Below are 21,906 nucleotides of genomic sequence, written 5' to 3' on the forward strand. Positions count from 1 at the left end.
AGCCGACCTTGACTGACAACTGCGTAAAAGGCATAAGATAAAACGAAATAATATTAGCCATCCGGATGTCCAGACATAACATCAGGTTAGCGAAACGAAATAAGGACAGCGTTCATGAGCAACAGCGATATCCGCGTGGTACCCGGCCCGGCTAACTATTTTTCCCATAACGGCAGCCTTGCCCACCTGCACGATTTTTACAGCGACGAGCAGCTTGCCCGCGCCATCTGGATCTACGGCGAGCGCGCCATCGCCGGTGCGCAGCCCTTCCTGCCGGAGGCGTTTCACGCCGTCGGCGCCAAAAAAGTGCTGTTTAGCGGGCACTGCAGCGAAAGCGACGTCGCGCAGCTGGTCGCGGAAGCCGGGGATGACCGGGCCGTGGTGATTGGCGTCGGCGGCGGCGCGCTGCTGGATACCGCCAAGGCCGTGGCCCGGCGGCTGGGTCTGCCGGTGGTGGCCATCCCGACCATCGCCGCCACCTGCGCCGCGTGGACCCCGCTATCGGTGTGGTACAACGACGCCGGCCAGGCGCTGCATTTTGAAATTTTTGATGACGCCAACTTCCTCGTGCTGGTGGAACCGCAAATCATCCTCAACGCTCCGGCGGAATATCTGCTGGCGGGAATCGGCGATACGCTGGCGAAATGGTATGAAGCGGTGGTACTGGCGCCGCAGCCGGAAACGCTGCCGCTGACCGTGCGCCTGGGGATTAACGGCGCGCTGGCCATTCGCGACGTTCTGCTGCAAAGCAGCGAAACCGCGTTGGCGGATCAGCAGCGCGGCGAACTGTCGCAGGCGTTCCGCGACGTGACGGATGCCATTATCGCCGGCGGCGGGATGGTCGGCGGCTTAGGCGAGCGCTATACCCGCGTCGCCGCCGCCCATGCGGTGCATAACGGCCTGACGATCCTGCCGCAGACTGATAAATTCCTTCATGGCACCAAGGTTGCCTACGGCATTCTGGTGCAAAGCGCCCTGCTGGGTCAGGACGACGTGCTGGCCCAGTTGATTAACGCCTGGCAGCGTTTCAACCTGCCCACGACCCTGGCGGAACTCGACGTGGATATCCACAATCGGGACGAACTGGAGCGGGTCATTGCCCATACCCTGCGTCCGGTGGAGTCGATCCACTTCCTGCCGGTGGAACTGACGCCGCAAAGCCTGGCCGCCGCTTTTGAGAAAGTGGAAAACTTCCGCAGGCAGGTGCATTGACGGACAGCAATCTCGCTCTATACCTAATGATGCATCTCCCACTCACAGTACGAGGTCATCATGCAGATCGAGTTAACGGGTAAAAAAGCGTTGGTTACCGGCGCCAGTCGCGGAATTGGCCGCGCCATTGCGCTGTCGCTGGCGCAGGCGGGCGCCGATGTGGTTATCACTTATGAAAAATCCGCCGATAAAGCGCAGGCGGTGGTCGACGAGATTGTGGCTCTCGGCCGCCGCGGCGCGGCGATTCAGGCCGACAGCGCAAACGCCCAGGCGATTCAGCAGGCCGTCACACGCACGGTAGAGACCCTCGGCGGGCTGGATATTCTGGTCAATAACGCCGGGATCGCCCGCGGCGGCCCGCTGGAGTCGCTGTCGCTGGAAGATATCGATGCGCTGATCAACGTCAATATCCGTGGCGTGGTGATCGCCATCCAGGCAGCGCTGCCGCATCTTCCCGCGGGAGGGCGCATTATCAATATCGGCAGTTGCCTCGCCAACCGCGTCGCCTCACCGGGCATCGCGGTCTACGCCATGACCAAATCTGCGCTCAACTCGCTGACCCGCGGCCTCGCCCGCGATCTCGGGCCGCGCGGCATTACCGTAAACCTGGTGCATCCGGGCCCTACCGACAGCGATATGAACCCGGCGAACGGGGAGCAGGCCGACTCGCAGCGTCAGCTTATTGCCGTCGGACATTACGGTCAGCCGGATGACGTCGCCGCCGCGGTGACCTTTCTGGCCAGCCCGGCGGCCGGACAAATCTCCGGCACCGGTCTGGATGTTGATGGGGGACTTAATGCCTGACGCCCGAGAAGGCGACTAAAAGCCTATCCCCGTAGGCGTATATTGTTGCAGCCAGTCTGGCCGCGGACAGCGCGGAACCACCGGAGCGTACACGCAGTAGGTGAGGATGGTGAGCACTGCCCTGGGTCAAAATGGCAAATAAAATAGCCTAATGGAATAGGCTCTTAGCAGCACTTCGCCCCCCCTTTTCCGCCGTAGCGTGCATCCTGTCGCTCGCGAAAGAACTCTTCATAGGTCATCGGCGTTTGCTCAGGATGCGTCAGGCGAATATGCTCGACATAATTATCGTAATCGGGCACGCCAATCATCATTTTCGCCGCCTGACCCAGATACTTCCCGGCTTTCGAAAGGGTATCAAACATAGTGCTCTCTCATGGTCCCCCTTTCCGCACGTGGAAAGGGGGTAGGGTTTAATGTGCGCGCTTCGCCTGCGCCGCCATCGGCTCTGCAGCGGCAGGTAACGCCTCATAAGGCGTCTCTTTCGCCGTCGGTTTATCCTCTTTCAACGCCGCCAGCGCGGTTTTGATCGAGAAGAACGCCAGCACCACCACAACCACCATAAAGAAGATGGTTAATCCCGCATCCAGACGGTTGTTAAAGACCAGCTGCGCCAGCTGAGATTCGGTGTACTGAGGCGGAATCGTGCCGCTGTCGATCATCGCCTGGAACTTATTGGCAATCGCCAGGAAGCCGACTTTGGTGTCCGGACTGAACGACTTTTGCCAGCCGGCGGTCAGGGTGCAAATCAACAGCCAGGACGTCGGCAGCAGCGCAACCCAGGCATAGCGTTCGCGCTTCATTTTAAACAGTACCACCGCACACAGCATCAATGCCATCCCCGCCAGCATCTGGTTAGCGATACCAAACAGCGGCCACAGCGTATTGATGCCGCCGAGCGGGTCAACAACCCCTTGATGCAGGAAGTATCCCCACGCCAGCACGCAAAGCCCGGTCGCCAGCAGGTTGGCCGGCAGCGAGTTGGTTTTCTTCAGGCCCGGGCTGAGCACGCCCAGTAAATCCTGCAGCATAAAGCGCGCTGCGCGGGTGCCCGCATCCACTGCCGTCAGGATGAACAGTGCTTCAAACAGAATGGCGAAGTGGTACCAGAAGGCAACATCCATCAGACCGCCCAGCGAGCCGTGCAGGATGTAGGCCATCCCCACCGCCAGCGTCGGTGCGCCGCCGGCCCGCGAGATGATCGACTGCTCGCCCACTTCGCTGGCTATCTGGCGCAGCGTGTCCGGCGTAATGCTAAAGCCCCAGCTGCTGACCACCTGTGCGGCAGAGGCTACCACATCGGTGGTGCCAGCCGGCGCCAGTACCGCCATCGGGCTGTTCATCGCAAAGTAGACGCCCGGATCGATAACACAGGCCGCCACCAGCGCCATGATGGCGACAAAGGACTCCATCAACATACCGCCGTAGCCGATAAAGCAGGCCTGGCCCTCATTCGCCAGCATCTTAGGCGTGGTTCCGGATGAAATCAGCGCATGGAAGCCGGAGACCGCGCCGCAGGCGATGGTGATAAACAGGAACGGGAACATGCTGCCAGACCAGACCGGGCCGGTGCCGTCAATAAATTTGGTCAGCGCCGGCATGGTCAGCGTCGGACGCATAATCAGAATCCCAATCGCCAGCCCGACGATGGTGCCGATTTTCAGAAAGGTCGACAGGTAATCACGCGGCGCCAGCAGCAGCCACACCGGAAGAACGGCGGCAATAAAACCATAGCCCACCAGAATCCAGGTCAGCTGTACGCCGGTATAATCAAACCACGGCGCCCAGGTCGGGCTTTCCGCCACCCATCCGCCGGAGACAATCGCGAATACCAGCATCACCAGACCAATCACCGACACTTCGCCGATGCGTCCCGGACGCAGGTAGCGAATGTAGATCCCCATAAAGATCGCCAGCGGAATAGTGAAGGCCACGGTATAGGTGCCCCACGGGCTGTGGGTCAACGCTTTCACCACGATCATCGCCAGTACGGCGAGGATAATCACCATAATCATAAAGCAGGCCACCAGCGCCAGCACTCCGGCGGTTGGCCCCATCTCTTCTTTCACCAGCTCGCCGAGAGAACGTCCGTCGCGGCGCGTAGACACAAACAGCACCATAAAGTCCTGCACCGCGCCGGCCAGCACTACCCCGGCGAGGATCCAGATCATCCCCGGCAGATAGCCCATTTGCGCCGCCAGCACCGGTCCTACCAGCGGCCCCGCACCGGCAATCGCCGCAAAATGATGACCGAACAGCACTTTTTTATCGGTCGGGACATAATCAAGGCCGTCGTTATGCCGAACGGCGGGGGTCATGCGCGTCGGGTCAACCGCCAGCACATTTTTGGCGATGTAGAGACCGTAGAAACGATAGGCGATCAGATAAATGCAGACTGCCGCGACGACAATCCATAACGCATTAATCTGTTCACCTCGGTTTAAGGCGATATAGCCGAGGGCAAAGGCTCCGACAACCGAGAGCAATGTCCAGATGAGGTATTTCCCTGAATGATTCATCGTTGCGTTCCACCGGTAAGGTAATCAGGATGTTACATTTTGTTTCTAGAACACAACGCCGGGTTTAACAACATTGAAACCGTACAGATGTCGTACAAAGACAGGGATTTATCTCACATTGCTAGCGAGATCACTTCTGGGGGGAAAATGGAATGTATCGCCAGCAAGAAAGCGCTACATGATACGTCGTCAGACGACACCCCGGCTCGCGGCGTAAACGCCTGAACCAGGCAACCTTAGCGCACCGGTCCGTCGCCCGACTAAGCGTAGCGCCAGCCGGGAAAACAGAGAGATTATCCCGGGCCGTAGCCCCGGTAAGCGTAGCGTCACCGGGGAGTCAGCCGCAGTGTATGGCAACACCAAGGACATTTCCGGAGACGGCACATTGCGCTTTGTCCGGGCGACAAAATCACCGGCGGTTGTGGGCCCGTCGCCCGGCTTAAGAGTTCATCCCGCGCGCCGGGAGCAGACCTCCTCAGCCCAGTACCGCGGTGCCGAGGCGGCAGGTGCAGCAGCGACGGCCCCGCTCGTCGAACACCGCAATCTCCCAGCTCTGGTTCTGACGTCCCAGGTGCAGAGGGCGACACTCGCCGCGCACACGACCGCTCGAGACCGCCCGATGGTGGGTTGCATTCAGCTCGGTCCCCACCACGCACTGGCCCTCTTCGGTCATCAGCCAGCCGGCCATCGACCCCAGCGTCTCCGCCAGCGCCGCGGAGGCGCCGCCGTGCAGCAGGCCAAACGGTTGATGCGTACGCGCATCAACCGGCATACTCGCCTCCAGCAGCCCCTCTTCCAGCCGGGTGTAGACAATCCCCAGGTGAGCGACCATCGTATTGTCGCTGGTGGCATTAAGCGCCTCCAGCGTCAGCTGACGTTTCCAGGCCATTTATGCCCCCAGCGTCGAGCCGCCGTCCACCACGATATCCTGCAGCGTGATATGGCTGGCGTGATCGGAAGCGAGGAACAGAATCGTGCTGGCAATCTCCTGCGGACGCGCAATTTTACCCAGCGGGATCCCGAGCTTAAACTGCTCGCCGAAACCGCGGATACGGCGCTGCTCGGCATCCTCACTTACCCACAGCGTGCGCTGCATATCGGTGTCGGTGGAGCCCGGAGAGACCAGGTTGCAGCGTACGCCGCTGCCCGCCAGCTCCAGGCCCACGGTCAGCGCCAGACTTTTCAGCGCCGCCTTTGAGGCGCCGTAGGCGCTCATGCCGATGCGCGGCGTATGCGCGGCATCGGAGGCGACGGTGACGATTGCCCCGCCCTGCTGGCGACGGAACTGGCCCATCGTCTGCTGGAACAGGTTAAACGCCCCGCCGACGTTGACGGCGAAAGTCTGCTGCCATGCGTCCAGACTCAGCTCATCGGTCGCGCCCATGCGCAGAATCCCCGCGGCGTTAACCAGCACATCCAGCCGATCGATGCCTTTCAGCAGATGCCCGCATACCTCGGCCACCTGCTGCGCATTGGCAACATCCAGCGTGTGGGTGGCAAACGGATAGTCATCCCCCTCGAAAGCGAGATCGAAACCGCTCACCCGAGCGCCGGCTTCAACAAACGCCAGCGCCGTTGCGTAGCCAATCCCCTTACCGGCGCCGGTGACCCAAACGGTTTGCCCCTGAAAATCCAGCGCGGCCATTATTTCACCTCACGGGAGAGCAGCGCCCACCAGGCGTCAATGGTCGGGTTTTTCGCCAGCATCACGAAATCAATATCGCCGTGCACTTTGCGCCAGCGGGCGGCCAGCGCCATCATGCGTACGGAGTCCAGACCATAGTCGATCAGGTTTTCGTCATCCATGGGCTCGTCGGATTCATCGAGCAGCGGCAGTACCAGCGCACGCAGCGCCGTTTTTGATGCCGGCAGCGGCAGCAGCTCTTCGGTCATCACGACGCGGCCACAACGACCGGCAACATATTTCAGCGACATCAGATGCTCTTCGCGGCTAAAGTCAGCCAGCGCATCGGCGACGAAGAACGGTTTAATATCGCGCATAAAGGCGTCGGTCGCGGTGGTCATACAGCCGATATGGGCATAGACGCCGGTGATAATCAGCTGATCGCGGCCGCTCTCTTTGAGCATCTCTTCCAGCGGCGAGCGGTGAAACGCGCTGTAGCGCCACTTCACCAGGACGGTGTCGTGTTCATCCGGCGCCAGCGCGGCAATCACCCGCTGCTGCTCCGGCGAACGGGTCAGGCCCGGTCCCCACATATCATTCAGCAGGGCGCGATCTTCATCGCTTTGCTCTTTCGGCTGCGCGGTGTAAAACACCGGAATATTATGCTGTTTGCAGAAATCACGCAGCGCGGCAATATTGGCAACGACTTTCGCCATCATGGCGCTGTCTTCACCCCAGAAGTTGAGGAAATATTCCTGCATATCGTGGATCAGCAGCGCGGCGCGGGATGGCTCAAAAGCCCAGTTCACTTTGTTCGCCGGGATGTCGCTGGCTTCCGGCAGCGTGTAAGCCTGTAATTCAGGGATGGCCATTCTCTTTTCTCCTTCAGCCCGGCTCGCGTGAAGCCAGCCACTGGCGTAGTTGTTTTTTATCGACTTTGCCCACCGGCGTCAGCGGCAGTGCATCCAGGCACTCCACACGGTCCGGCAGTTTAAATTCTGCGACGCCCTGTTCGCGCAGGAAGCGACGTACCGCTACCGCGCGCAGCGGCTCTTTCACCACCAGATACGCGCAGCTTTTCTCGCCCAGCAGGCTATCTTCCATGCTGACCAGCGCGGCATGGATCACCGCCGGATGGCGCAGCAGCAGGTTTTCAACTTCCTCCGCCGCGATCTTCTCGCCGCCGCGGTTGATCTGATCTTTTTCACGCCCCTGCACGGTGATATAGCCGTCCTCGTCGATCGAAATAAGATCGCCGGAGCAGTAAAAACCGTCGGCATCAAACGCTTCGGCGTTATGCTGCGGACTTTTGTAGTAGCCGCGGAAGGTGTATGGACCCCGGGTCATCAGACGCCCCACCTCACCACGGGGTAGCGGGTTGCCGTCGGCATCCGCCACCCAGACCTCATCGTCCGGACACATCGGGCAGCCCTGGGTATTGATGATGCGTTCCGGGCTGTCGTTGAGGCGGGTGTAGTTCACCAGCCCTTCCGCCATGCCGAAGACCTGCTGAAGCTGGCAGCCAATCTCCGCCGGAATCCGCGCCGCCAGCGTTGCCGACAGACGCGCGCCGCCAACCTGCAGCAGCCTCAGCGAACGCAGCTGCGCGTTCCCGGCCCCTTCGCGGATCGCCTGTAGCCACAGGCTGACCGCCGGCGGTACCAGCGAAGCGACGTTAATCTGATGTTGTTCAATCAGCGGGAAGCAGAGCGGGGCGCTCGGATCGGCGGCCAGAATCACCCGACCACCGGCCAGAAACACGCCGAGGGAACCCGGCGAGCTCATCGCGTAGTTATGGGCGGCGGGCAGCGCGTTGAGGTAGCGGGTTTCCGCGCTGATGCCGCAAATTTCGTTACTGCGACGGATGCTGTAGTCGTAGTCGTTATGGGTGCGAGGTATCAGCTTCGGCGTACCGGTACTGCCGCCGGAGAGCTGGAAAAAGGCCACTTCATCGGCAGGCGTCGGATTAGCGATAAAGTTCTCCGCCGGCCGCGCGATCGCCGCCGCCAGATCGTATTCACCGCAATCGTTGCGCAGCAGCACAACCCGTACTGACGCATGCTGCTCAACAAAGCCATTCAGGAAATGATCATCGGCAAACAGCGCATGCTCACGATCGGCAATCAGCAGCGCGGGCTCAATTTGCGTCGCGTAGGCATTCAGCTCGCTGCGCTGATGGCTGAATAACGCATTCACCGGCGCCACTCCGATACGCAACAGCGCAAACAGGGTGATGTAGAATTCGGCGACGTTGCCCAGCTGCACCAGCGCGGTTTCACCGCGCTTCAGCCCCAGACGCTGGAGCGACGAAGCCAGGTTATCCACCTGCTGATTGAACTGACGATAGCTGTGCTGCTTATCACCGTCGATAATGGCGATGGCGTCGCTGTCGGCGTGACGGGTAATCAGATTGGTTAATGGCAAATCCTGCCAGTAGCCCTTTTCGCGGTAGCGGGCGGCAAAACTTTCCGGCCAGCGGTTAAATGCAATCATCATTGCCTCTTAATTCAAGCCAAACACATTCAGCATGGTCGTCAGTTTGACGCCGGTTTCACGCCACTCACCCAGCGGAGAGGAGGCCGGAACAATCCCCGCGCCGGCAAACAGACGCAGCGTACGCTGATGCAGGCGAGCGCAGCGAATCGTCACCACCCATTCGCCGTTACCTTCGTCATCGCACCAGCCAACAATGCCGCCGAACAGCTGGCGATCGAACGGTTCAAGCTCGGCAATCAGTCGTTTCGCCACCTGATGCGGGAAACCGCTCAGCGCCGGGGTCGGATGCAGCAGGCAGGCCAGCGACATCGCGTTCTCCTGCGCCAGCGCGGTACCTTCAATCGGCGTCGCCAGGTGCCACAGCGTCGGCGTGGTGACCAGCTGCGGGGAATCCGGCAGCGACAGTTCGCGGCAGCGCGGAGTCAGCACCGTCTTCATTGCCTGGGTCACCAGTTCGTGCTCGTGGCGATCTTTTCCGGAAGCCAGCAGCTTGTTACCCGCCTCGCGATCCAGTACGTCATCCGGCTGGCGACGGGCCGAACCGGCCAGCGGCAGGGAGCTGAAATGTTCGCCCTCTTTACGCAGCAGCAGCTCCGGGCTGGCGCCCAGCAGCACGCCGCCGTCGGAGAGCGGCACGTGGAAGTTAAAGCTGGCCGGATTCTGCGCGATCAGGCGCTCGAGCAGCGCGCCGCTGTCCACGCGTTCGCGGGTGGTAATGTCGATCAGGCGCGACAGGACAACCTTGTCCACTTCCGGCGTCGCGGTCAGCTCGGCGGCCCGCTCCACCATCGCCATAAAGGCATCCTGTTGAGGAATCTCCTGACGATCCACGACATCCATTGGCGTCTGGGCGCTGAAGTAGCGCGCCGACTGCTGTTTACCGGTGCGGGAGAAATTCTCCCAGCTCTCTGGAATAAACAGCTCGGAAGGCTGGTTGGTATCAAACGGGATAGCGCCGACCATCACCGGCTTACGGATCCCGGCAGCCTTCGCGTCGGAGAACGCGGCCGCCATATTCCGCTGAAACTCCCCATCGAGCAGCGCGCCATCGGCGGCCGAGTGGGAAAAACGGCTAAAACAGCCCGCGGTACGAAAACTGCGGTACGGCGACATAAAGAAGAAGCTTTCCGGCAACAGGGTCATTTTTTGTTCCTGTACATCCTCGGCCAGTGACGTTTCCATATCATCCTCCAAAAACGATAAAGATATTACGAATAATTATCATTTATATTTTGGTTGGCTAACCTAAAAGGTATTGCCTGCCATGTCAACCGTACAAACGGCATGTTGTGCGACTTAGGCTTGCATCCACGCACGACAAAGCTGAAAATGAGACGCATTTATCCCAACTGAATCAGGATGCGAATTCGTGAATTTGTCCACATTATGCCGCCGTACCCTGCTGGCCTGCGGGCTGGTGCTTTTAGGAATTACCTCAGCTCTGGCGGCCGACTGGCCTCGTCAGGTGACCGATAGCCGCGGCGCACATACGCTGGAAAGCAAACCACTGCGCATCGTCTCCACCAGCGTCACCCTCACCGGATCCTTACTGGCGATTGACGCGCCGGTCGTCGCCAGCGGTGCAACCACGCCGAACAACCGCGTAGCCGACGATCGGGGATTTCTGCGTCAGTGGAGCGCCGTCGCGAAAGAACGTAAGCTCGCGCGCCTGTACATCGGCGAACCCAGCGCCGAGGCCGTCGCCGCGCAAATGCCGGATCTGATTCTGATCAGCGCTACCGGCGGCGACTCCGCCCTCGCGCTGTATGACCAGCTCTCCACCATCGCGCCGACGCTTATCATTAATTACGATGACAAAAGCTGGCAGGCGCTGTTGACCGAACTGGGGCACATCACCGGCCACGAAAAGCAGGCGACGGCGCGTATTGCTGAGTTTGATAAGCAGCTCGCCACCCTGAAGCACCAGATGAAACTCCCGCCGCAGCCGATCAGCGCGCTGGTCTATACCGCCGCCGCCCACAGCGCCAACCTGTGGACGCCGGAATCCGCTCAAGGTCAGATGCTTGAACAGCTGGGCTTTAAACTGGCGACCTTACCCGCCGGTCTGCATGCCAGCCAGAGCCAGGGGAAACGCCATGACATTATCCAGCTGGGCGGCGAGAATTTAGCCGCAGGCCTCAATGGCAACAGCCTGTTCCTGTTTGCCGGTGACGGAAAAGATGCCGATGCGATTTACGCCAACCCGCTGCTGGCGCACCTCCCGGCGGTAGAGAACAAGCGCGTCTATCCGCTCGGTACAGAAACATTCCGTCTCGATTACTACAGCGCCATGCTGGTACTGCAGCGTCTCGCCACGCTCTTCAGCTAACCATCATGCCCGGCAGGCGCTGCGCCTGACCGGGATGCCCCTGCGCGTTTAACTTTCGCTGACCGCCTCAGGACGCTGGAAACGACGCAGCTCTCCCAGCAGCCCAATCAGTATTACGCCGACAATCACCAGCACCCAACCGCTGGTGCTTGCCGACGCGACCGGCGTCATCATCGCCCCCAGTCCGCCGAGCAACGCGGCGCCAATCGCATCGCCAGTGACGTTCTGCGCGGTCCACAGACCGTTAATACGCCCTAGCATCGCTTCCGGCGTCTGGGTCTGAATCAGGGTGTACTGCAACAGCGAGCTGATCGCGCTCAGCCAGCCAAATAGCGCCAGACACAGCGCGCCCAATGCCCAGACCGGCATCAGGCTGAACAGCGCAATGGCCACAAATGAGCCGACCGTCGTCATCAGCATCAGAGCGCCCGGTTTCGCCGTTTGCGCCAGCTGACCGCTGGTCAACGCCCCAAGCGCTGCCCCCAGCGGAATAGCGGCATAAAGCAAACCAATCTGCGAGGCCGACATCTGCCAGCCGTCGGCCAGCGCCGGATAAAGCACCCGAACCGCGCTCGCCATTGTCAGCAGACCGCCCAGCAGAGCAATCCCGCCAATCAGCGGGCTATTGAAGAGGAACTTCAGCCCCGCCAGCAGCGACTTCAGCGGGTGTTCCCGCGGCTGAGGAGGCGGCGGTAGCAGCGGCAACCGCAGCAGGGTCAGGGTGGTGATAAACGTCCCCGCCGCCGCCAGGCCATAGTTCCAGGCCACCCCGCCGGTGGCCAGCAGCAGACCGCCGATCATCGGCGAAATCACCGAGCCCAGACGCACCGTCAGCATGGTGATCGCGCCGGCCTGCATCAGGTTTTCACGCCCGACCAGCGCCGGCGTCGCCGCCAGCAGCGCCGTCACGCCCAGCGAAGCAAAAAAACCATCCCAGATACCCAGCAGATAGATAGCGATGAGCGACGGCTCAGGCAGCAGCGCGTTGAGGCACAGACCGACAAACCCCACGCCGCAGGTCCCACGCGCCAGCAGAATCAAACGTTTCCGCTCATAGCGATCCGCCAGCACGCCGCCGACCATCAGGCCAACAAACATTGAGCAGCCGGTCAAAGTGACCGAGAGCCCCACCTGCCAGGTAGAGTGGGTCATCATCTGGATTTGGACCGGAATCGCCACGCCCAGCAGGCCGAGCGACAGGATCGAGATAAAACGGGCGATAAAGACGGCGCGAAACGCCGGATGGGTTTGCAGCAGACTGAGATTCAGCAGCCGGGATTGTCGGTTCATTACAGCGCCTTGTTATTATTTTCCATCAACGCGCGATCGTTCAGGCAGCGTGCTTATTGGCTGTACTTCCTTAGCCCGGTCATACGGTTAGCGATACTTCCAGGCAAGCGTGCGTTTGCCGCCGCGATGCATTCTGAATGATTTTGCGTATACCATTCTTGTGGGCCGCCATGCTAACATAACTGAACAGAATCGATAACGATAATTACTATCATTATCATGTCAGGGATGTGAATTATGTCGTTTTCTACGACCACGGTGCGCGCCGTTGCCGTACCGGGTCTGTTACTCGTTTTAGCCTTTGCTATCGCTCTCAGCCTGCTGATTGGCGCCAAACCTCTTCCAGTGAGCGTCGTCGTGGATGCTTTTTCCGCTACCTGTCAGAGTGCCGACTGCACGATCGTGCTGGACGCCCGGCTGCCGCGAACCCTGGCGGGACTGCTGGCCGGCGCCGCGCTGGGCCTGGCAGGATCGCTGATGCAGACTCTGACGCGTAATCCCCTTGCCGACCCCGGCATTCTCGGCGTGAACTCCGGCGCCAGCTTCGCAATTGTGCTGGGTGCCGCGCTATTTGGCATCCACTCCCCGCAGGAACAGCTGCTGATGTCGTTTTGCGGCGCGTTTGGCGCCTCGCTGCTGGTGGCCTTTACCGGCAGTCAGGGCGGCGGTCAGCTCAGCCCGGTACGTCTGACGCTAGCCGGCGTGGCGCTGGCGGCCGTGCTGGAAGGGCTCTCCAACGGGATTGCGCTCCTCAATCCTGATGTCTATGACCAGCTACGTTTCTGGCAGGCCGGCTCGCTGGATATTCGCACTCTGCAGACGCTGAAAATCGTCCTCCTGCCGGTGGTGATTGCCGCCGTCGTGACGCTGCTGTTAAGCCGGGCGTTGAACAGTCTGAGTCTCGGCAACGATACCGCCACCGCGCTCGGCAGCCGGGTGGCCCGCACTCAGGTCATCGGCCTGCTGGCGATTACCGTGCTTTGCGGTAGCGCCACGGCGGTCGTTGGCCCCATCGCTTTTATCGGCCTGATGATGCCGCATATGTCGCGCTGGCTGGTGGGCGCTGACCATCGCTGGTCGTTGCCGGTCACCTTACTGGCAACCCCTGCCCTGCTGCTGTTTGCCGATGTATTGGGCCGCCTGTTGGTCCCCGGTGAACTGCGAGTCTCGGTAGTCAGCGCCTTTATCGGCGCGCCGGTACTGATTTGGCTGGTGCGCCGTCAGCCGCGCGGAGGTGCAATATGATCGCCCCTTCCCGCCGGCTGCTGCTCAGCTGTCTGCTTCTGCTGGCCGCCAGCCTGCTGGTCTCCCTCTGGGGTCTCGGCAGCGGGCTGGTGCCGTTAAGCGTCGAGCAGGTGCTTTCCGCTCTGCTGGGCGATGCGCCGCGTAACATCACTATGGTGGTCACCGAATGGCGACTGCCGCGGGTGCTGATGGCCCTGCTGATCGGTGCGGGGCTTGGCGTCAGCGGCGCCATTTTTCAGTCGCTGATGCGTAACCCGCTGGGCAGCCCGGACGTGATGGGCTTCAACACCGGCGCCTGGAGCGGCGTGCTGGTAGCGATGGTGATGTTCGGCCAGAACCTGGCGGCGATTGCGCTGGCGGCGATGGCCGGCGGCGTGTTGACCGCGCTGGTGGTGTGGCTGCTGGCCTGGCGCAACGGCATCGAAACTTTCCGCCTGATTATTATCGGCATCGGCGTTCGCGCCATGCTGGTGGCCTTCAATACCTGGCTGCTGCTGCGCGCCTCGCTGGAGACCGCTCTCTCTGCCGGACTATGGAATGCCGGCTCGCTCAATGGCCTGACCTGGAGCAAAACCTGGCCCTCGGCGCCGCTGATTGTGCTGATGCTGGTCGCGGCGGCGCTGCTGGCGCGGCGCATGCGCCTGCTGGAGATGGGCGACGATACCGCCTGCGCGCTCGGCGTGCGGGTAGAACGTTCGCGCCTGCTGATGATGCTGGTGGGCGTGGTGCTGACCGCCGCTGCCACCGCGTTAGCCGGACCGATCTCGTTTATCGCCCTGGTCGCGCCGCATATCGCCCGTCGCCTGAGCGGCACCGCGCGCTGGGGGCTAACCCAATCGGCGCTCTGCGGCGCGCTGCTGCTGGCGCTGGCTGACTACAGCGCCCAGCGCCTGTTTATGCCCTATCAATTACCGGTGGGAGTGGTGACCGTCAGCCTCGGCGGTATCTATCTCATCGCGCTGTTAATTCAGGAGTCCCGCAAAAAATGACCGCCGAAACGACCCGTTTGCGCGGCGACCAGCTAACCCTGGCGTACGGCAAAAAGACCATCGCCGAATCGCTGAATGTGACCATTCCTGACGGCCATTTCACCGCGATCATTGGCCCTAACGGCTGCGGGAAATCGACGCTGCTGCGTACCCTGAGTCGCCTGATGACGCCGGCCAGCGGCCATGTTTATCTCGACGGTGAGCAGATCCAGCGCTATGCCAGCAAAGAGGTGGCGAAGCGCATCGGTCTGCTGGCGCAAAATGCCACTACGCCGGGGGATATTACCGTTCAGGAGCTGGTGGCGCGCGGCCGCTATCCGCATCAGCCGCTGTTTACCCGCTGGCGTAAAGAGGATGATGACGCGGTCAACAGCGCCATGAGGGCGACCGGAATAACCGACCTGGCACGACAAAGCGTCGATACGCTCTCCGGCGGCCAACGGCAGCGGGCCTGGATTGCGATGGTGCTGGCGCAGGAAACGGCCATTATGCTGCTCGACGAACCCACCACCTGGCTGGATATCAGCCATCAAATCGATCTGCTGGAGCTGCTGAGCGAGCTCAACCGCGAAAAGGGGTATACCCTCGCGGCGGTACTGCACGACCTCAACCAGGCCTGCCGCTACGCAACGCATCTGATTGCCTTGCGCGAGGGTAAAATCATTGCCGAGGGGGCGCCGAAAGAGATTGTCACCGCCGAATTGATCGAGCAGATTTACGGCCTGCGCTGCATGATCATTGACGATCCGGTCGCCCATACGCCGCTGGTCGTGCCGCTGGGGCGCCGGTAACGCCTCTCGCTTGAAGATCCGCCCGGTGGCGCTGCGCTTACCGGGCCTACCGTCCTGCATCCTTGCGCAGGCTCTGCACCGCTCCGTAGGCCGGGTCAGGCGGCAGCCGCCGCCCGGCAATACCCTCCGGGCTCACCCAGAATCTCCCGCACGACCGGAGCATCGAGGCTTCGCCCGGTGGCGCTGCGCTTACCGGGCCTACCGTCCTGCATCCTTGCGCAGGTTCTGCACCGCTCCGTAGGCCGGGTCAGGCGGCAGCCGCCGCCCGGCAATATCCTCCGGGCTCACCCAGAATCTCCCGCACGACCGGAGCATCGAGGCTTCGCCCGGTGGCGCTGCGCTTACCGGGCCTGCCGTCTGCATCCTTGCGCGGGTGCTGCAACGCTCCGTAGGCCGGGTCAGGCGGCAGCCGCCGCCCGGCAATATCCTCCGGGCTACCCCAGAATCTCCCGCACGACCGGATCATCAAGGCTTCGCCCGGTGGCGCTGCGCTTACCGGGCCTACCGTCCTGCATCCTTGCGCAGGCTCTGCACCGCTCCGTAGGCCGGGTCAGGCGGCAGCCGCCGCCCGGCAATACCCTCCGGGCTCACCCAGAATCTCCCGTACGACCGGAGCATCGAGGCTTCGCCCGGTGGCGCTGCGCTTACCGGGCCTACCGTCCTGCATCCTTGCGCAGGTTCTGCACCGCTCCGTAGGCCGGGTCAGGCGGCAGCCGCCGCCCGGCAATATCCTCCGGGCTACCCGAGAATCTCCCGTACGACCGGAGCATCAAGGCTTCGCCCGGTGGCGCTGCGCTTACCGGGCCTGCCGTCTGCATCCTTGCGCGGGTGCTGCAACGCTCCGTAGGCCGGGTCAGGCGGCAGCCGCCGCCCGGCAATATCCTCCGGGCTCACCCAGAATCTCCCGTACGACCGGAGCATCGGGGCTTCGCCCGGTGGCGCTGCGCTTACCGGGCCTGCCGTCTGCATCCTTGCGCGGGTGCTGCACCGCTCCGTAGGCCGGGTCAGGCGGCAGCCGCCGCCCGGCAATACCCTCCGGGCTCACCCAGAATCTCCCGCACGACCGGAGCATCGAGGCTTCGCCCGGTGGCGCTGCGCTTACCGGGCCTACCGTCCTGCATCCTTGCGCAGGCTCTGCAACGCTCCGTAGGCCGGGTCAGGCGGCAGACGCCACCCGGCAATATCCTCCGGGCTACCCCAGAATCTCCCGTACGACCGGACCAATTGATTCGAAGGCCTGCGGGGAGATAATATCCACGTGGGCGCAGTTCTGGCTGAAGACCTCCAGTTCACCCACCCAGGGGCCCCACGCCGCCTGCGGATCCATCCCCGCCTGGCGCGTTTTCTCCGCCACAAACAGCGTCGCTTTGCCATCAAACTTCACGCTATGCGCGGTGGTCAGCAGGCGTACCGCATCGGCATAGTTGCCCTCAATGACACGGAACAGTTCACCGGAAGCCTGTCCCTGCTGGGCTGCCAGGAAGGCTTCTCGTTCACGTGCAATCTCGGCCAGCACTTCCGGGTCCAGACCGTTAGCCTCTTTCTCCGCCCAGTTCTGCGTCTCCGGCGGCCAGGTGTCCAGCAAGCCCAGGAACGCCACCGCTTCGCCGCGCTGGCGTAAGCGGGCAGCAATGCCCTGTGCCAGCGTCCCGCCGAGGGAATAGCCAAACAGGTAATAGGGCCCGTGCGGCTGCTGCGCCAGCAAAGTCTGCAGATGCTGCTCGCACACTTCATCGAGATTTGCCGCGCTCATCATCGGCCCTTCCGGTCGCGGCGACTGAATGCCGGTAATCGACCAGCGCGGGCTAAGATAGCGGGCCAGCACGCTGAACTGCCAGGCAAAACCGGATGCCGGATGGAAACAGAACAGCGTTGGTCCGTCGCCGACGCGCAGCGGCAGAATCGCATCAAAGCCCAGGCGCTGCGCCTGCTCATCGCTGAGATCGGACGCCAGCAGCGCGCTCAGTTTCCCCACCGTCGAGGCCACCATCACCTGCCCGGGCGTCACCTGACGTCCCAGCTCGCGGCTGAGCTGCGCCGCCAGGCGCATCGCCAGCAGAGAATGACCGCCGAGGGCGAAGAAATCGGCTTCAATGTCGTTCACTTCACAGCCCAGCAGCCGGCTGAACGCCTCTGCGACCGTCGTTTCCATTCCCGCCTCCGGCGTTCGTCCGCTGCGTTCACTGCCCAACGTCGGCAGCGGCAGCGCTTTGCGATCCAGTTTGCCGTTGGCGCTCAGCGGCAGTTCCGCTAGCTGAATCAGCACCACCGGCACCATGTGCGGCGGCAGCTGTTCGGCGAGGCGCGTTTTCAGCGCTGTCGTATCCAGCGGCAGGCCGGACTCTGACACCAGGTAGCCAACCAGCTGGCGGGCATCGCCGCCGGTCGCCGCCGCCTGATTGAAAACGCAGGCGTTGGTTACCGCCAGGGAAATGTCCGGTAGCGCAGACATGACGCGGTCGATTTCGCCCAGCTCAATACGCTGTCCGCGAATTTTCAGCTGGTCATCGCTACGCCCAAGGTACTCCACCGCGCCGTTATCCAGCCAGCGCGCCACGTCGCCGGTGCGGTACATCCGTTCACCGGCGGCAAACGGGTCGGCAATGAAGCGCGAAGCGGTCAGATCCGGGCGGCCCAGATACCCCTGAGCTAACTGAATGCCGGTCAGATATAAATCCCCGGCGACGCCCGGCGGAACCGGCCGCAGAGTGGCATCGAGAATACGCAGCCCGGTATTCCATACCGGCCAGCCAATCGGCACGCTGTTGCCGGTGACCGCCGCCAGCTCCGTCCCGCAGGCCGGATACCAGCTCACATCCACCGCCGCCTCGGTCGGGCCATAGAGGTTATGCAGCGGCGCGCCGGTCAACGCTTCCCACTCGCGGCACAGGTCGGTTGGCAGTGCTTCCCCGCTGCAGAAGACGCGCTTCAGCGTCCGGCAGGTCGTCACGTTTTCAGCATCCAGCGAAGCCACGAACGCCGCCAGCATTGATGGCACAAAGTGGGTGGTGGTCACTCCGTAGCGGGCAAAGAACTGCTGCATCGCCTGCGGGTCGCGATGGGCTTCCGGCTCGGCCATCACCAGCTGCGCGCCGGTGATAAACGGCCACCAGAATTCCCATACCGACACATCAAAGCTGCACGGCGTTTTCTGCGCCACCACATCCCCGGCAGTAAGCGGATAGTGATTTTGCATCCACAGCAGTCGGTTAACGATCGCAGTTTGCCCGACCATCACCCCTTTCGGGCGTCCGGTGGAGCCGGAGGTAAAGATGATGTACGCCGTATGCTCCGGCTGTGAGAGCGCCAGCGGAGTATCATCATCCGCCGCAAGCGGCTGCTGATAACACAGGGTTTCAAGACCCGGGATATCGCTAAAGCGGGCCAGCTGATCTTCTGCCGTAATCAGCAGCGTAGGACGCGCGTCCTCCAGCATCATACGCAGGCGGTCGTCCGGATACCCGGTATCCAGCGGCAGCCAGGCCGCGCCGGCCTCAACGATGCCGTGCAGCGCGAGGGTGAGGAACACCGAACGCGGCAACGCCACCGCCACGCTGTCGCCGGGCTTGACGCCGCGTTCACGCAGCAGCCGGGCCAGCGCCACCACCTGCTGACGCATTTCCCGATAGCTGAACTGCCGGGTGGCATCCGCCAGCGCCGGGGCATCTGGCGTTTTCGCCGCCTGTTCCGCCACCAGGGCACTGAGCGTCGTCGTCGGCAGCGCCACGCCGGTATCATTGACCTGCGCCAACTGCGCCGTCTCGTCGGCCGAGAGCAGATTGGCCTCTGCGCAGCGTAGCGCCGGATCGGCGGCAAACTGGGTCAGCAGCGCGGATAAACGCGCCACGTGCGCGCGCAACGTGGTCTGGTCGTAGCGCGCTTTGTTCGCCAGCACTTCCAGCGACAGTCCGCCGGACTCATCCGGAAACAGCGCCAGTTCAAGATCGTTCACCGGGCCGGTCGCCAGAGTGTGGGTCACCGCCTCGATACCGTCAATATCCAGAACATAATCAAAAACTTTAACATTGAGCACCGGGCCAAACAGCGGCTCATCGCCCGCCGCTTTGCCGCTATCGCGCACGATTTGTTCGGCGTCGTAACGCTGGTGGCGACGCATCTTTTTCAGCTGGGCGCTGAGACGCAACGCCAGCTCCGCCAGGGTCTCTTGCCCATCGATATGTATCGCCAGCGGCAGGACGTTCAGTACCGGGCCGGTTGCGGTCAATGCCGCCGAGCCCATCCGCCGCATAAAGATAAAGCCCGCAGCATAGTCCATGCGGTTGCATAAACGGCCGAGCCACAGGGTGGTTAGCGCCAGCGCCAGATCGGCTCGCTGACACTGCGGTGCGCCGGCGGCCAGGCGGCTGAACAGGCCGGCATCCAGATCCAGCTTCAGGCGCCAGATATCGGTACTGGTCGCCCGCCCCGCCAGCGGTGCCGCAGAGAGCGATGCCGGTGACGGCAGGGCGTTGCGTTGCGCCATCCAGAACGCTTTATCGCGCTGCCAGGCCTCGCTGCCGTAGTAGCGCTGATACTCTTCAACAACCTCAGCGAAAGGGGTAAACGGTGACGCCGGCGTCGCCTCCCCACGTTGCCAGGCGCGATAAATCGCCGCGATCTGGCGGGTAATAGCGGGGAAACTGAAGCCATCGACCAGTAAATGATGATAACGCTGATACCAATACCAGCAGTCATCCGCCACGCGCAGCAGCTGGTGACAAACCAGCGGATTACCGCCATCCACGCGTAAATTCTGCCCGAGGTCGGCCTGCATTAACGCCAGCGCGGCGTCGTGCGGATCGCGCGCCTCGCGCAGATCGCAATAGTCAGGTTCGGCAAAAGCGCGGTGCTCATCGACCCATTGCCAGGCTTCGCCGTTATCTTCGCAAAAGCGCATGCTGAGCGTGTCGGCCTGCGCCAGACCAGTGACGATCGCCCGTCCCAGCAGCGCCGGGTCCAGATTGCCACGCAGTTCGACATAGTGGGCGACACTCCATGCGCCGGGCAGCGTAGAGAGCCGCTCCGCCATCCAGATCCCAGGCTGCGCCGCGACCAGCGGTAAACGAGTGCTCATGTCCGGCTCCTTGAGGTTGCATAGTGGGCAGGGGTAAGGGTTGACCAGTTCGCCGCCAGCCAGCCGTTGCACGCCTCTAAGGACTGCGGCGGGCATTCCACTACCCAGCCTTGCGGTAGCGCGCAGTGGTGCGGCCACAGGCTGTACTGCTGTTGTTCGTTGCGCAAAATGTAAAACTGCCCTTGCGGATTATCGAAGGGGTTGCTGAATTGCATACCAAACTCCTGTCTTTACTCGTCATCCTCCCGTCGGCTTTCGCCCTGGCTAGCGCCTCGGGGTATGCGGAAGGATGTTGAGTCTGAAGCGCACTTTGTTATTGCGCGCGGCTCAACGGCTGCCAGAGCTGGATGAGCCCAGCCGTCAGCCCACCACGCCAGCAAAGCGCATCGTGCCCGCCGTCAACCTGACGCCAGAAAATCGTCTGCTGTGTCTGCTGTAGTTGTGATAAAAGCGCCTGATTGGCGCGAAAAATAAGCGGCTCACGCTCTCCGGCTTCCAGCCAGATTCGCAGGCCGTGGGGGCGGAGCACGCCCTGGCTCAGGCGTTCGATCAGCAGGCCGGTTTGCGCGCCGCCGCGATGCGGCCACCAGTAGGAGCCAGACTGACTCAGCACGCAGCCAAAGCGCTGCGGCCAGTACAGCGCGGCAAACATCGCCGCCAGGCCGCCAAAGCTCTGACCGGCGACGACGGTGCGATCGGCGCGGTCGCTAAAAGGCGCGATTTGGTGTACCCGAGGCAGTAGCTCTTCCTGCACCGCCAGCCAGAAATCGGCGTGACAGGGCAGCTCCCGACTCCGGTGTTCGTTGTCGATAACATCAATCAGCAGATAGACCGCAGGCGGCATTTTTGCCTCGCGCGTCAGCCCGGCCAGTGCGGACCAAACCGGCATACTCTCGGCCCAGAACTGGCCATCAAGCAGTACCGCCAGCGGACGCTCTGCGGCAACGGCCTCACCGGTGGTGTAAACCCATATCCGCCGCGTGTTACCCAGCCGGGCGCTGTGCCATTCAATGCACACTGGCGGTTGATAAGGTGTATTCCGCAGCGACCAGCCGGGTTGTTCCGGCGCCAGCGGCAGCTCCAGCGCCGAAACCGCATGGCCGCGTCCGCCTTTCCAGCTTTGCGGGTTTAACGGATCGGCTATCGCCCGCGGCAGCAGTCTGCGCCAGCCTTCCCGCAGCAGCGTACGGTCCGGGCTACCGCCGTTGAAAATCTCAGGGGCAAAATCGTCATCGCGATCGGAGGGAATAAAGCAGTAGCTGCCGCGCCAGGCGGGCGACAGCGTGGTTTGCCATTGCCAGGCATCGGTACCGGGCACGCGCTTCAGGGTTTGCGGCACGGCATTTTGATGATGGTCGGTGACGCCGGTGATGTAAATCCACACCCGCTTCGTCAACGAGGTCTCTTCGCTGCCCGCCGGATCTCGCCACCAGAAGGTCACCCGATAGCCATCGCCAACGGCCTCAGCCTGCGGACCGGAGATCCCCTGCCACCAGTCATCACTTCCTGTCATTAACATTCCGTCATTAACCCTAT

19 protein-coding genes are annotated in these 21,906 nt (G+C 62.1%); 6 read left to right on the top strand and 13 right to left on the bottom strand.

What is annotated here, in order from left to right; genetic code table 11:
• The first annotated feature begins 114 nt into the window (after positions 1–114).
• Together OQV00_RS19295 and OQV00_RS19300 are read left to right on the top strand one after the other, a co-directional pair.
• Positions 115–1,212, top strand: a complete 1,098-nt coding sequence (locus tag OQV00_RS19295; protein WP_004859384.1) for an oxidoreductase — start codon at positions 115–117, stop codon at positions 1,210–1,212.
• A 60-nt stretch (positions 1,213–1,272) separates the two neighbouring features.
• On the top strand, positions 1,273–2,016 hold the full coding sequence (locus tag OQV00_RS19300) for an SDR family NAD(P)-dependent oxidoreductase (RefSeq protein WP_004859381.1): 744 nt from the start codon (positions 1,273–1,275) through the stop codon (positions 2,014–2,016).
• A 164-nt stretch (positions 2,017–2,180) separates the two neighbouring features.
• Here the strand turns inward: OQV00_RS19300 and OQV00_RS19305 are convergent, their stop codons facing one another.
• From OQV00_RS19305 to entC, 7 genes are all read right to left on the bottom strand, one after another.
• Positions 2,181–2,378, bottom strand: coding sequence for a YbdD/YjiX family protein (locus OQV00_RS19305; protein WP_004859378.1), 198 nt, complete (start codon positions 2,376–2,378; stop codon positions 2,181–2,183).
• A gap of 48 nt (positions 2,379–2,426) precedes the next feature.
• Complete coding sequence (gene cstA / locus OQV00_RS19310; RefSeq protein ID WP_004859376.1) at positions 2,427–4,532, bottom strand: pyruvate/proton symporter CstA; 2,106 nt, start codon at positions 4,530–4,532, stop codon at positions 2,427–2,429.
• Between the two features lie 475 nt (positions 4,533–5,007).
• Positions 5,008–5,421, bottom strand: a complete 414-nt coding sequence (entH, locus tag OQV00_RS19315; RefSeq protein WP_004859373.1) for a proofreading thioesterase EntH — start codon at positions 5,419–5,421, stop codon at positions 5,008–5,010.
• A complete protein-coding gene (gene entA, locus OQV00_RS19320; protein ID WP_004859369.1) occupies positions 5,422–6,177 on the bottom strand; it encodes a 2,3-dihydro-2,3-dihydroxybenzoate dehydrogenase EntA in 756 nt (251 codons plus the stop codon).
• Positions 6,177–7,028 carry an isochorismatase gene (locus tag OQV00_RS19325; protein ID WP_004859366.1) on the bottom strand — a complete coding sequence of 284 codons (852 nt, stop codon included), beginning with the start codon at positions 7,026–7,028 and terminating at the stop codon, positions 6,177–6,179. The genes entA and OQV00_RS19325 overlap by 1 nt, the downstream gene beginning before the upstream one ends.
• 13 nt (positions 7,029–7,041) lie before the next feature.
• Positions 7,042–8,649 (bottom strand): (2,3-dihydroxybenzoyl)adenylate synthase EntE, encoded by a 1,608-nt coding sequence (entE, locus tag OQV00_RS19330; protein WP_044023622.1) that lies wholly within the window; start codon positions 8,647–8,649, stop codon positions 7,042–7,044.
• A gap of 9 nt (positions 8,650–8,658) precedes the next feature.
• A complete protein-coding gene (gene entC / locus OQV00_RS19335) occupies positions 8,659–9,834 on the bottom strand; it encodes an isochorismate synthase EntC (RefSeq protein ID WP_004859361.1) in 1,176 nt (391 codons plus the stop codon).
• A 187-nt stretch (positions 9,835–10,021) separates the two neighbouring features.
• Here entC and fepB point away from each other — a divergent pair, with 187 nt between their 5' ends.
• Positions 10,022–10,981, top strand: a complete 960-nt coding sequence (gene fepB / locus OQV00_RS19340; RefSeq protein ID WP_004859357.1) for a Fe2+-enterobactin ABC transporter substrate-binding protein — start codon at positions 10,022–10,024, stop codon at positions 10,979–10,981.
• Positions 10,982–11,029: 48 nt separating this feature from the next.
• Here fepB and entS read toward each other — a convergent pair whose 3' ends face one another.
• On the bottom strand, positions 11,030–12,271 hold the full coding sequence (gene entS, locus OQV00_RS19345; RefSeq protein WP_004859354.1) for an enterobactin transporter EntS: 1,242 nt from the start codon (positions 12,269–12,271) through the stop codon (positions 11,030–11,032).
• Between the two features lie 237 nt (positions 12,272–12,508).
• On the opposite strand from entS, the gene fepD reads away from it, so the two are divergent.
• Genes fepD through fepC form a run of 3 tightly spaced genes read left to right on the top strand, consistent with a single transcriptional unit; the run spans position 12,509 to position 15,296 of the window.
• Positions 12,509–13,516, top strand: a complete 1,008-nt coding sequence (gene fepD, locus OQV00_RS19350) for a Fe(3+)-siderophore ABC transporter permease (protein ID WP_015584924.1) — start codon at positions 12,509–12,511, stop codon at positions 13,514–13,516.
• A complete protein-coding gene (fepG, locus tag OQV00_RS19355) occupies positions 13,513–14,505 on the top strand; it encodes an iron-enterobactin ABC transporter permease (RefSeq protein WP_015584925.1) in 993 nt (330 codons plus the stop codon). The genes fepD and fepG overlap by 4 nt, the downstream gene beginning before the upstream one ends.
• Positions 14,502–15,296 carry an iron-enterobactin ABC transporter ATP-binding protein gene (fepC, locus tag OQV00_RS19360; protein WP_004859346.1) on the top strand — a complete coding sequence of 265 codons (795 nt, stop codon included), beginning with the start codon at positions 14,502–14,504 and terminating at the stop codon, positions 15,294–15,296. The genes fepG and fepC overlap by 4 nt, the downstream gene beginning before the upstream one ends.
• Positions 15,297–15,543: 247 nt before the next feature.
• On the opposite strand, the gene OQV00_RS19365 is transcribed toward fepC, so the two are convergent.
• From OQV00_RS19365 to fes, 5 genes are all read right to left on the bottom strand, one after another.
• A complete protein-coding gene (locus OQV00_RS19365; RefSeq protein ID WP_266279251.1) occupies positions 15,544–15,762 on the bottom strand; it encodes a hypothetical protein in 219 nt (72 codons plus the stop codon).
• Positions 15,763–16,034: 272 nt separating this feature from the next.
• Positions 16,035–16,190: a hypothetical protein gene (locus tag OQV00_RS19370; RefSeq protein ID WP_249085873.1), complete on the bottom strand. Its 156-nt coding sequence runs from the start codon at positions 16,188–16,190 to the stop codon at positions 16,035–16,037.
• Between the two features lie 298 nt (positions 16,191–16,488).
• On the bottom strand, positions 16,489–20,370 hold the full coding sequence (gene entF, locus OQV00_RS19375) for an enterobactin non-ribosomal peptide synthetase EntF (protein ID WP_004859343.1): 3,882 nt from the start codon (positions 20,368–20,370) through the stop codon (positions 16,489–16,491).
• Positions 20,367–20,585, bottom strand: a complete 219-nt coding sequence (locus OQV00_RS19380) for an MbtH family protein (protein ID WP_004859340.1) — start codon at positions 20,583–20,585, stop codon at positions 20,367–20,369. Before OQV00_RS19380 ends, entF begins: the two co-directional genes overlap by 4 nt.
• A 98-nt stretch (positions 20,586–20,683) precedes the next feature.
• Positions 20,684–21,889, bottom strand: a complete 1,206-nt coding sequence (fes, locus tag OQV00_RS19385; RefSeq protein WP_266279257.1) for an enterochelin esterase — start codon at positions 21,887–21,889, stop codon at positions 20,684–20,686.
• Positions 21,890–21,906: the final 17 nt, after the last annotated feature.

It is taken from the genome of Klebsiella sp. DY2415 (genome assembly GCF_026314315.1).
GTDB lineage: Bacteria > Pseudomonadota > Gammaproteobacteria > Enterobacterales > Enterobacteriaceae > Klebsiella > Klebsiella ornithinolytica.

What these genes read in the sequence shown, in the direction of transcription:
- entS (WP_004859354.1), bottom strand. Translation starts at nt 12,271, where the DNA reads ATGAACCGACAATCCCGGCTGCTGAATCTCAGTCTGCTGCAAACCCAT.
- entH (WP_004859373.1), bottom strand. Translation starts at nt 5,421, where the DNA reads ATGGCCTGGAAACGTCAGCTGACGCTGGAGGCGCTTAATGCCACCAGC.
- entA (WP_004859369.1), bottom strand. Translation starts at nt 6,177, where the DNA reads ATGGCCGCGCTGGATTTTCAGGGGCAAACCGTTTGGGTCACCGGCGCC.
- OQV00_RS19295 (WP_004859384.1), top strand. Translation starts at nt 115, where the DNA reads ATGAGCAACAGCGATATCCGCGTGGTACCCGGCCCGGCTAACTATTTT.
- cstA (WP_004859376.1), bottom strand. Translation starts at nt 4,532, where the DNA reads ATGAATCATTCAGGGAAATACCTCATCTGGACATTGCTCTCGGTTGTC.
- OQV00_RS19380 (WP_004859340.1), bottom strand. Translation starts at nt 20,585, where the DNA reads ATGCAATTCAGCAACCCCTTCGATAATCCGCAAGGGCAGTTTTACATT.
- fepC (WP_004859346.1), top strand. Translation starts at nt 14,502, where the DNA reads ATGACCGCCGAAACGACCCGTTTGCGCGGCGACCAGCTAACCCTGGCG.
- OQV00_RS19325 (WP_004859366.1), bottom strand. Translation starts at nt 7,028, where the DNA reads ATGGCCATCCCTGAATTACAGGCTTACACGCTGCCGGAAGCCAGCGAC.
- entF (WP_004859343.1), bottom strand. Translation starts at nt 20,370, where the DNA reads ATGAGCACTCGTTTACCGCTGGTCGCGGCGCAGCCTGGGATCTGGATG.
- fepD (WP_015584924.1), top strand. Translation starts at nt 12,509, where the DNA reads ATGTCGTTTTCTACGACCACGGTGCGCGCCGTTGCCGTACCGGGTCTG.
- fes (WP_266279257.1), bottom strand. Translation starts at nt 21,889, where the DNA reads ATGTTAATGACAGGAAGTGATGACTGGTGGCAGGGGATCTCCGGTCCG.
- OQV00_RS19305 (WP_004859378.1), bottom strand. Translation starts at nt 2,378, where the DNA reads ATGTTTGATACCCTTTCGAAAGCCGGGAAGTATCTGGGTCAGGCGGCG.
- OQV00_RS19365 (WP_266279251.1), bottom strand. Translation starts at nt 15,762, where the DNA reads ATGATCCGGTCGTGCGGGAGATTCTGGGGTAGCCCGGAGGATATTGCC.
- fepG (WP_015584925.1), top strand. Translation starts at nt 13,513, where the DNA reads ATGATCGCCCCTTCCCGCCGGCTGCTGCTCAGCTGTCTGCTTCTGCTG.
- entE (WP_044023622.1), bottom strand. Translation starts at nt 8,649, where the DNA reads ATGATTGCATTTAACCGCTGGCCGGAAAGTTTTGCCGCCCGCTACCGC.
- entC (WP_004859361.1), bottom strand. Translation starts at nt 9,834, where the DNA reads ATGGAAACGTCACTGGCCGAGGATGTACAGGAACAAAAAATGACCCTG.
- OQV00_RS19300 (WP_004859381.1), top strand. Translation starts at nt 1,273, where the DNA reads ATGCAGATCGAGTTAACGGGTAAAAAAGCGTTGGTTACCGGCGCCAGT.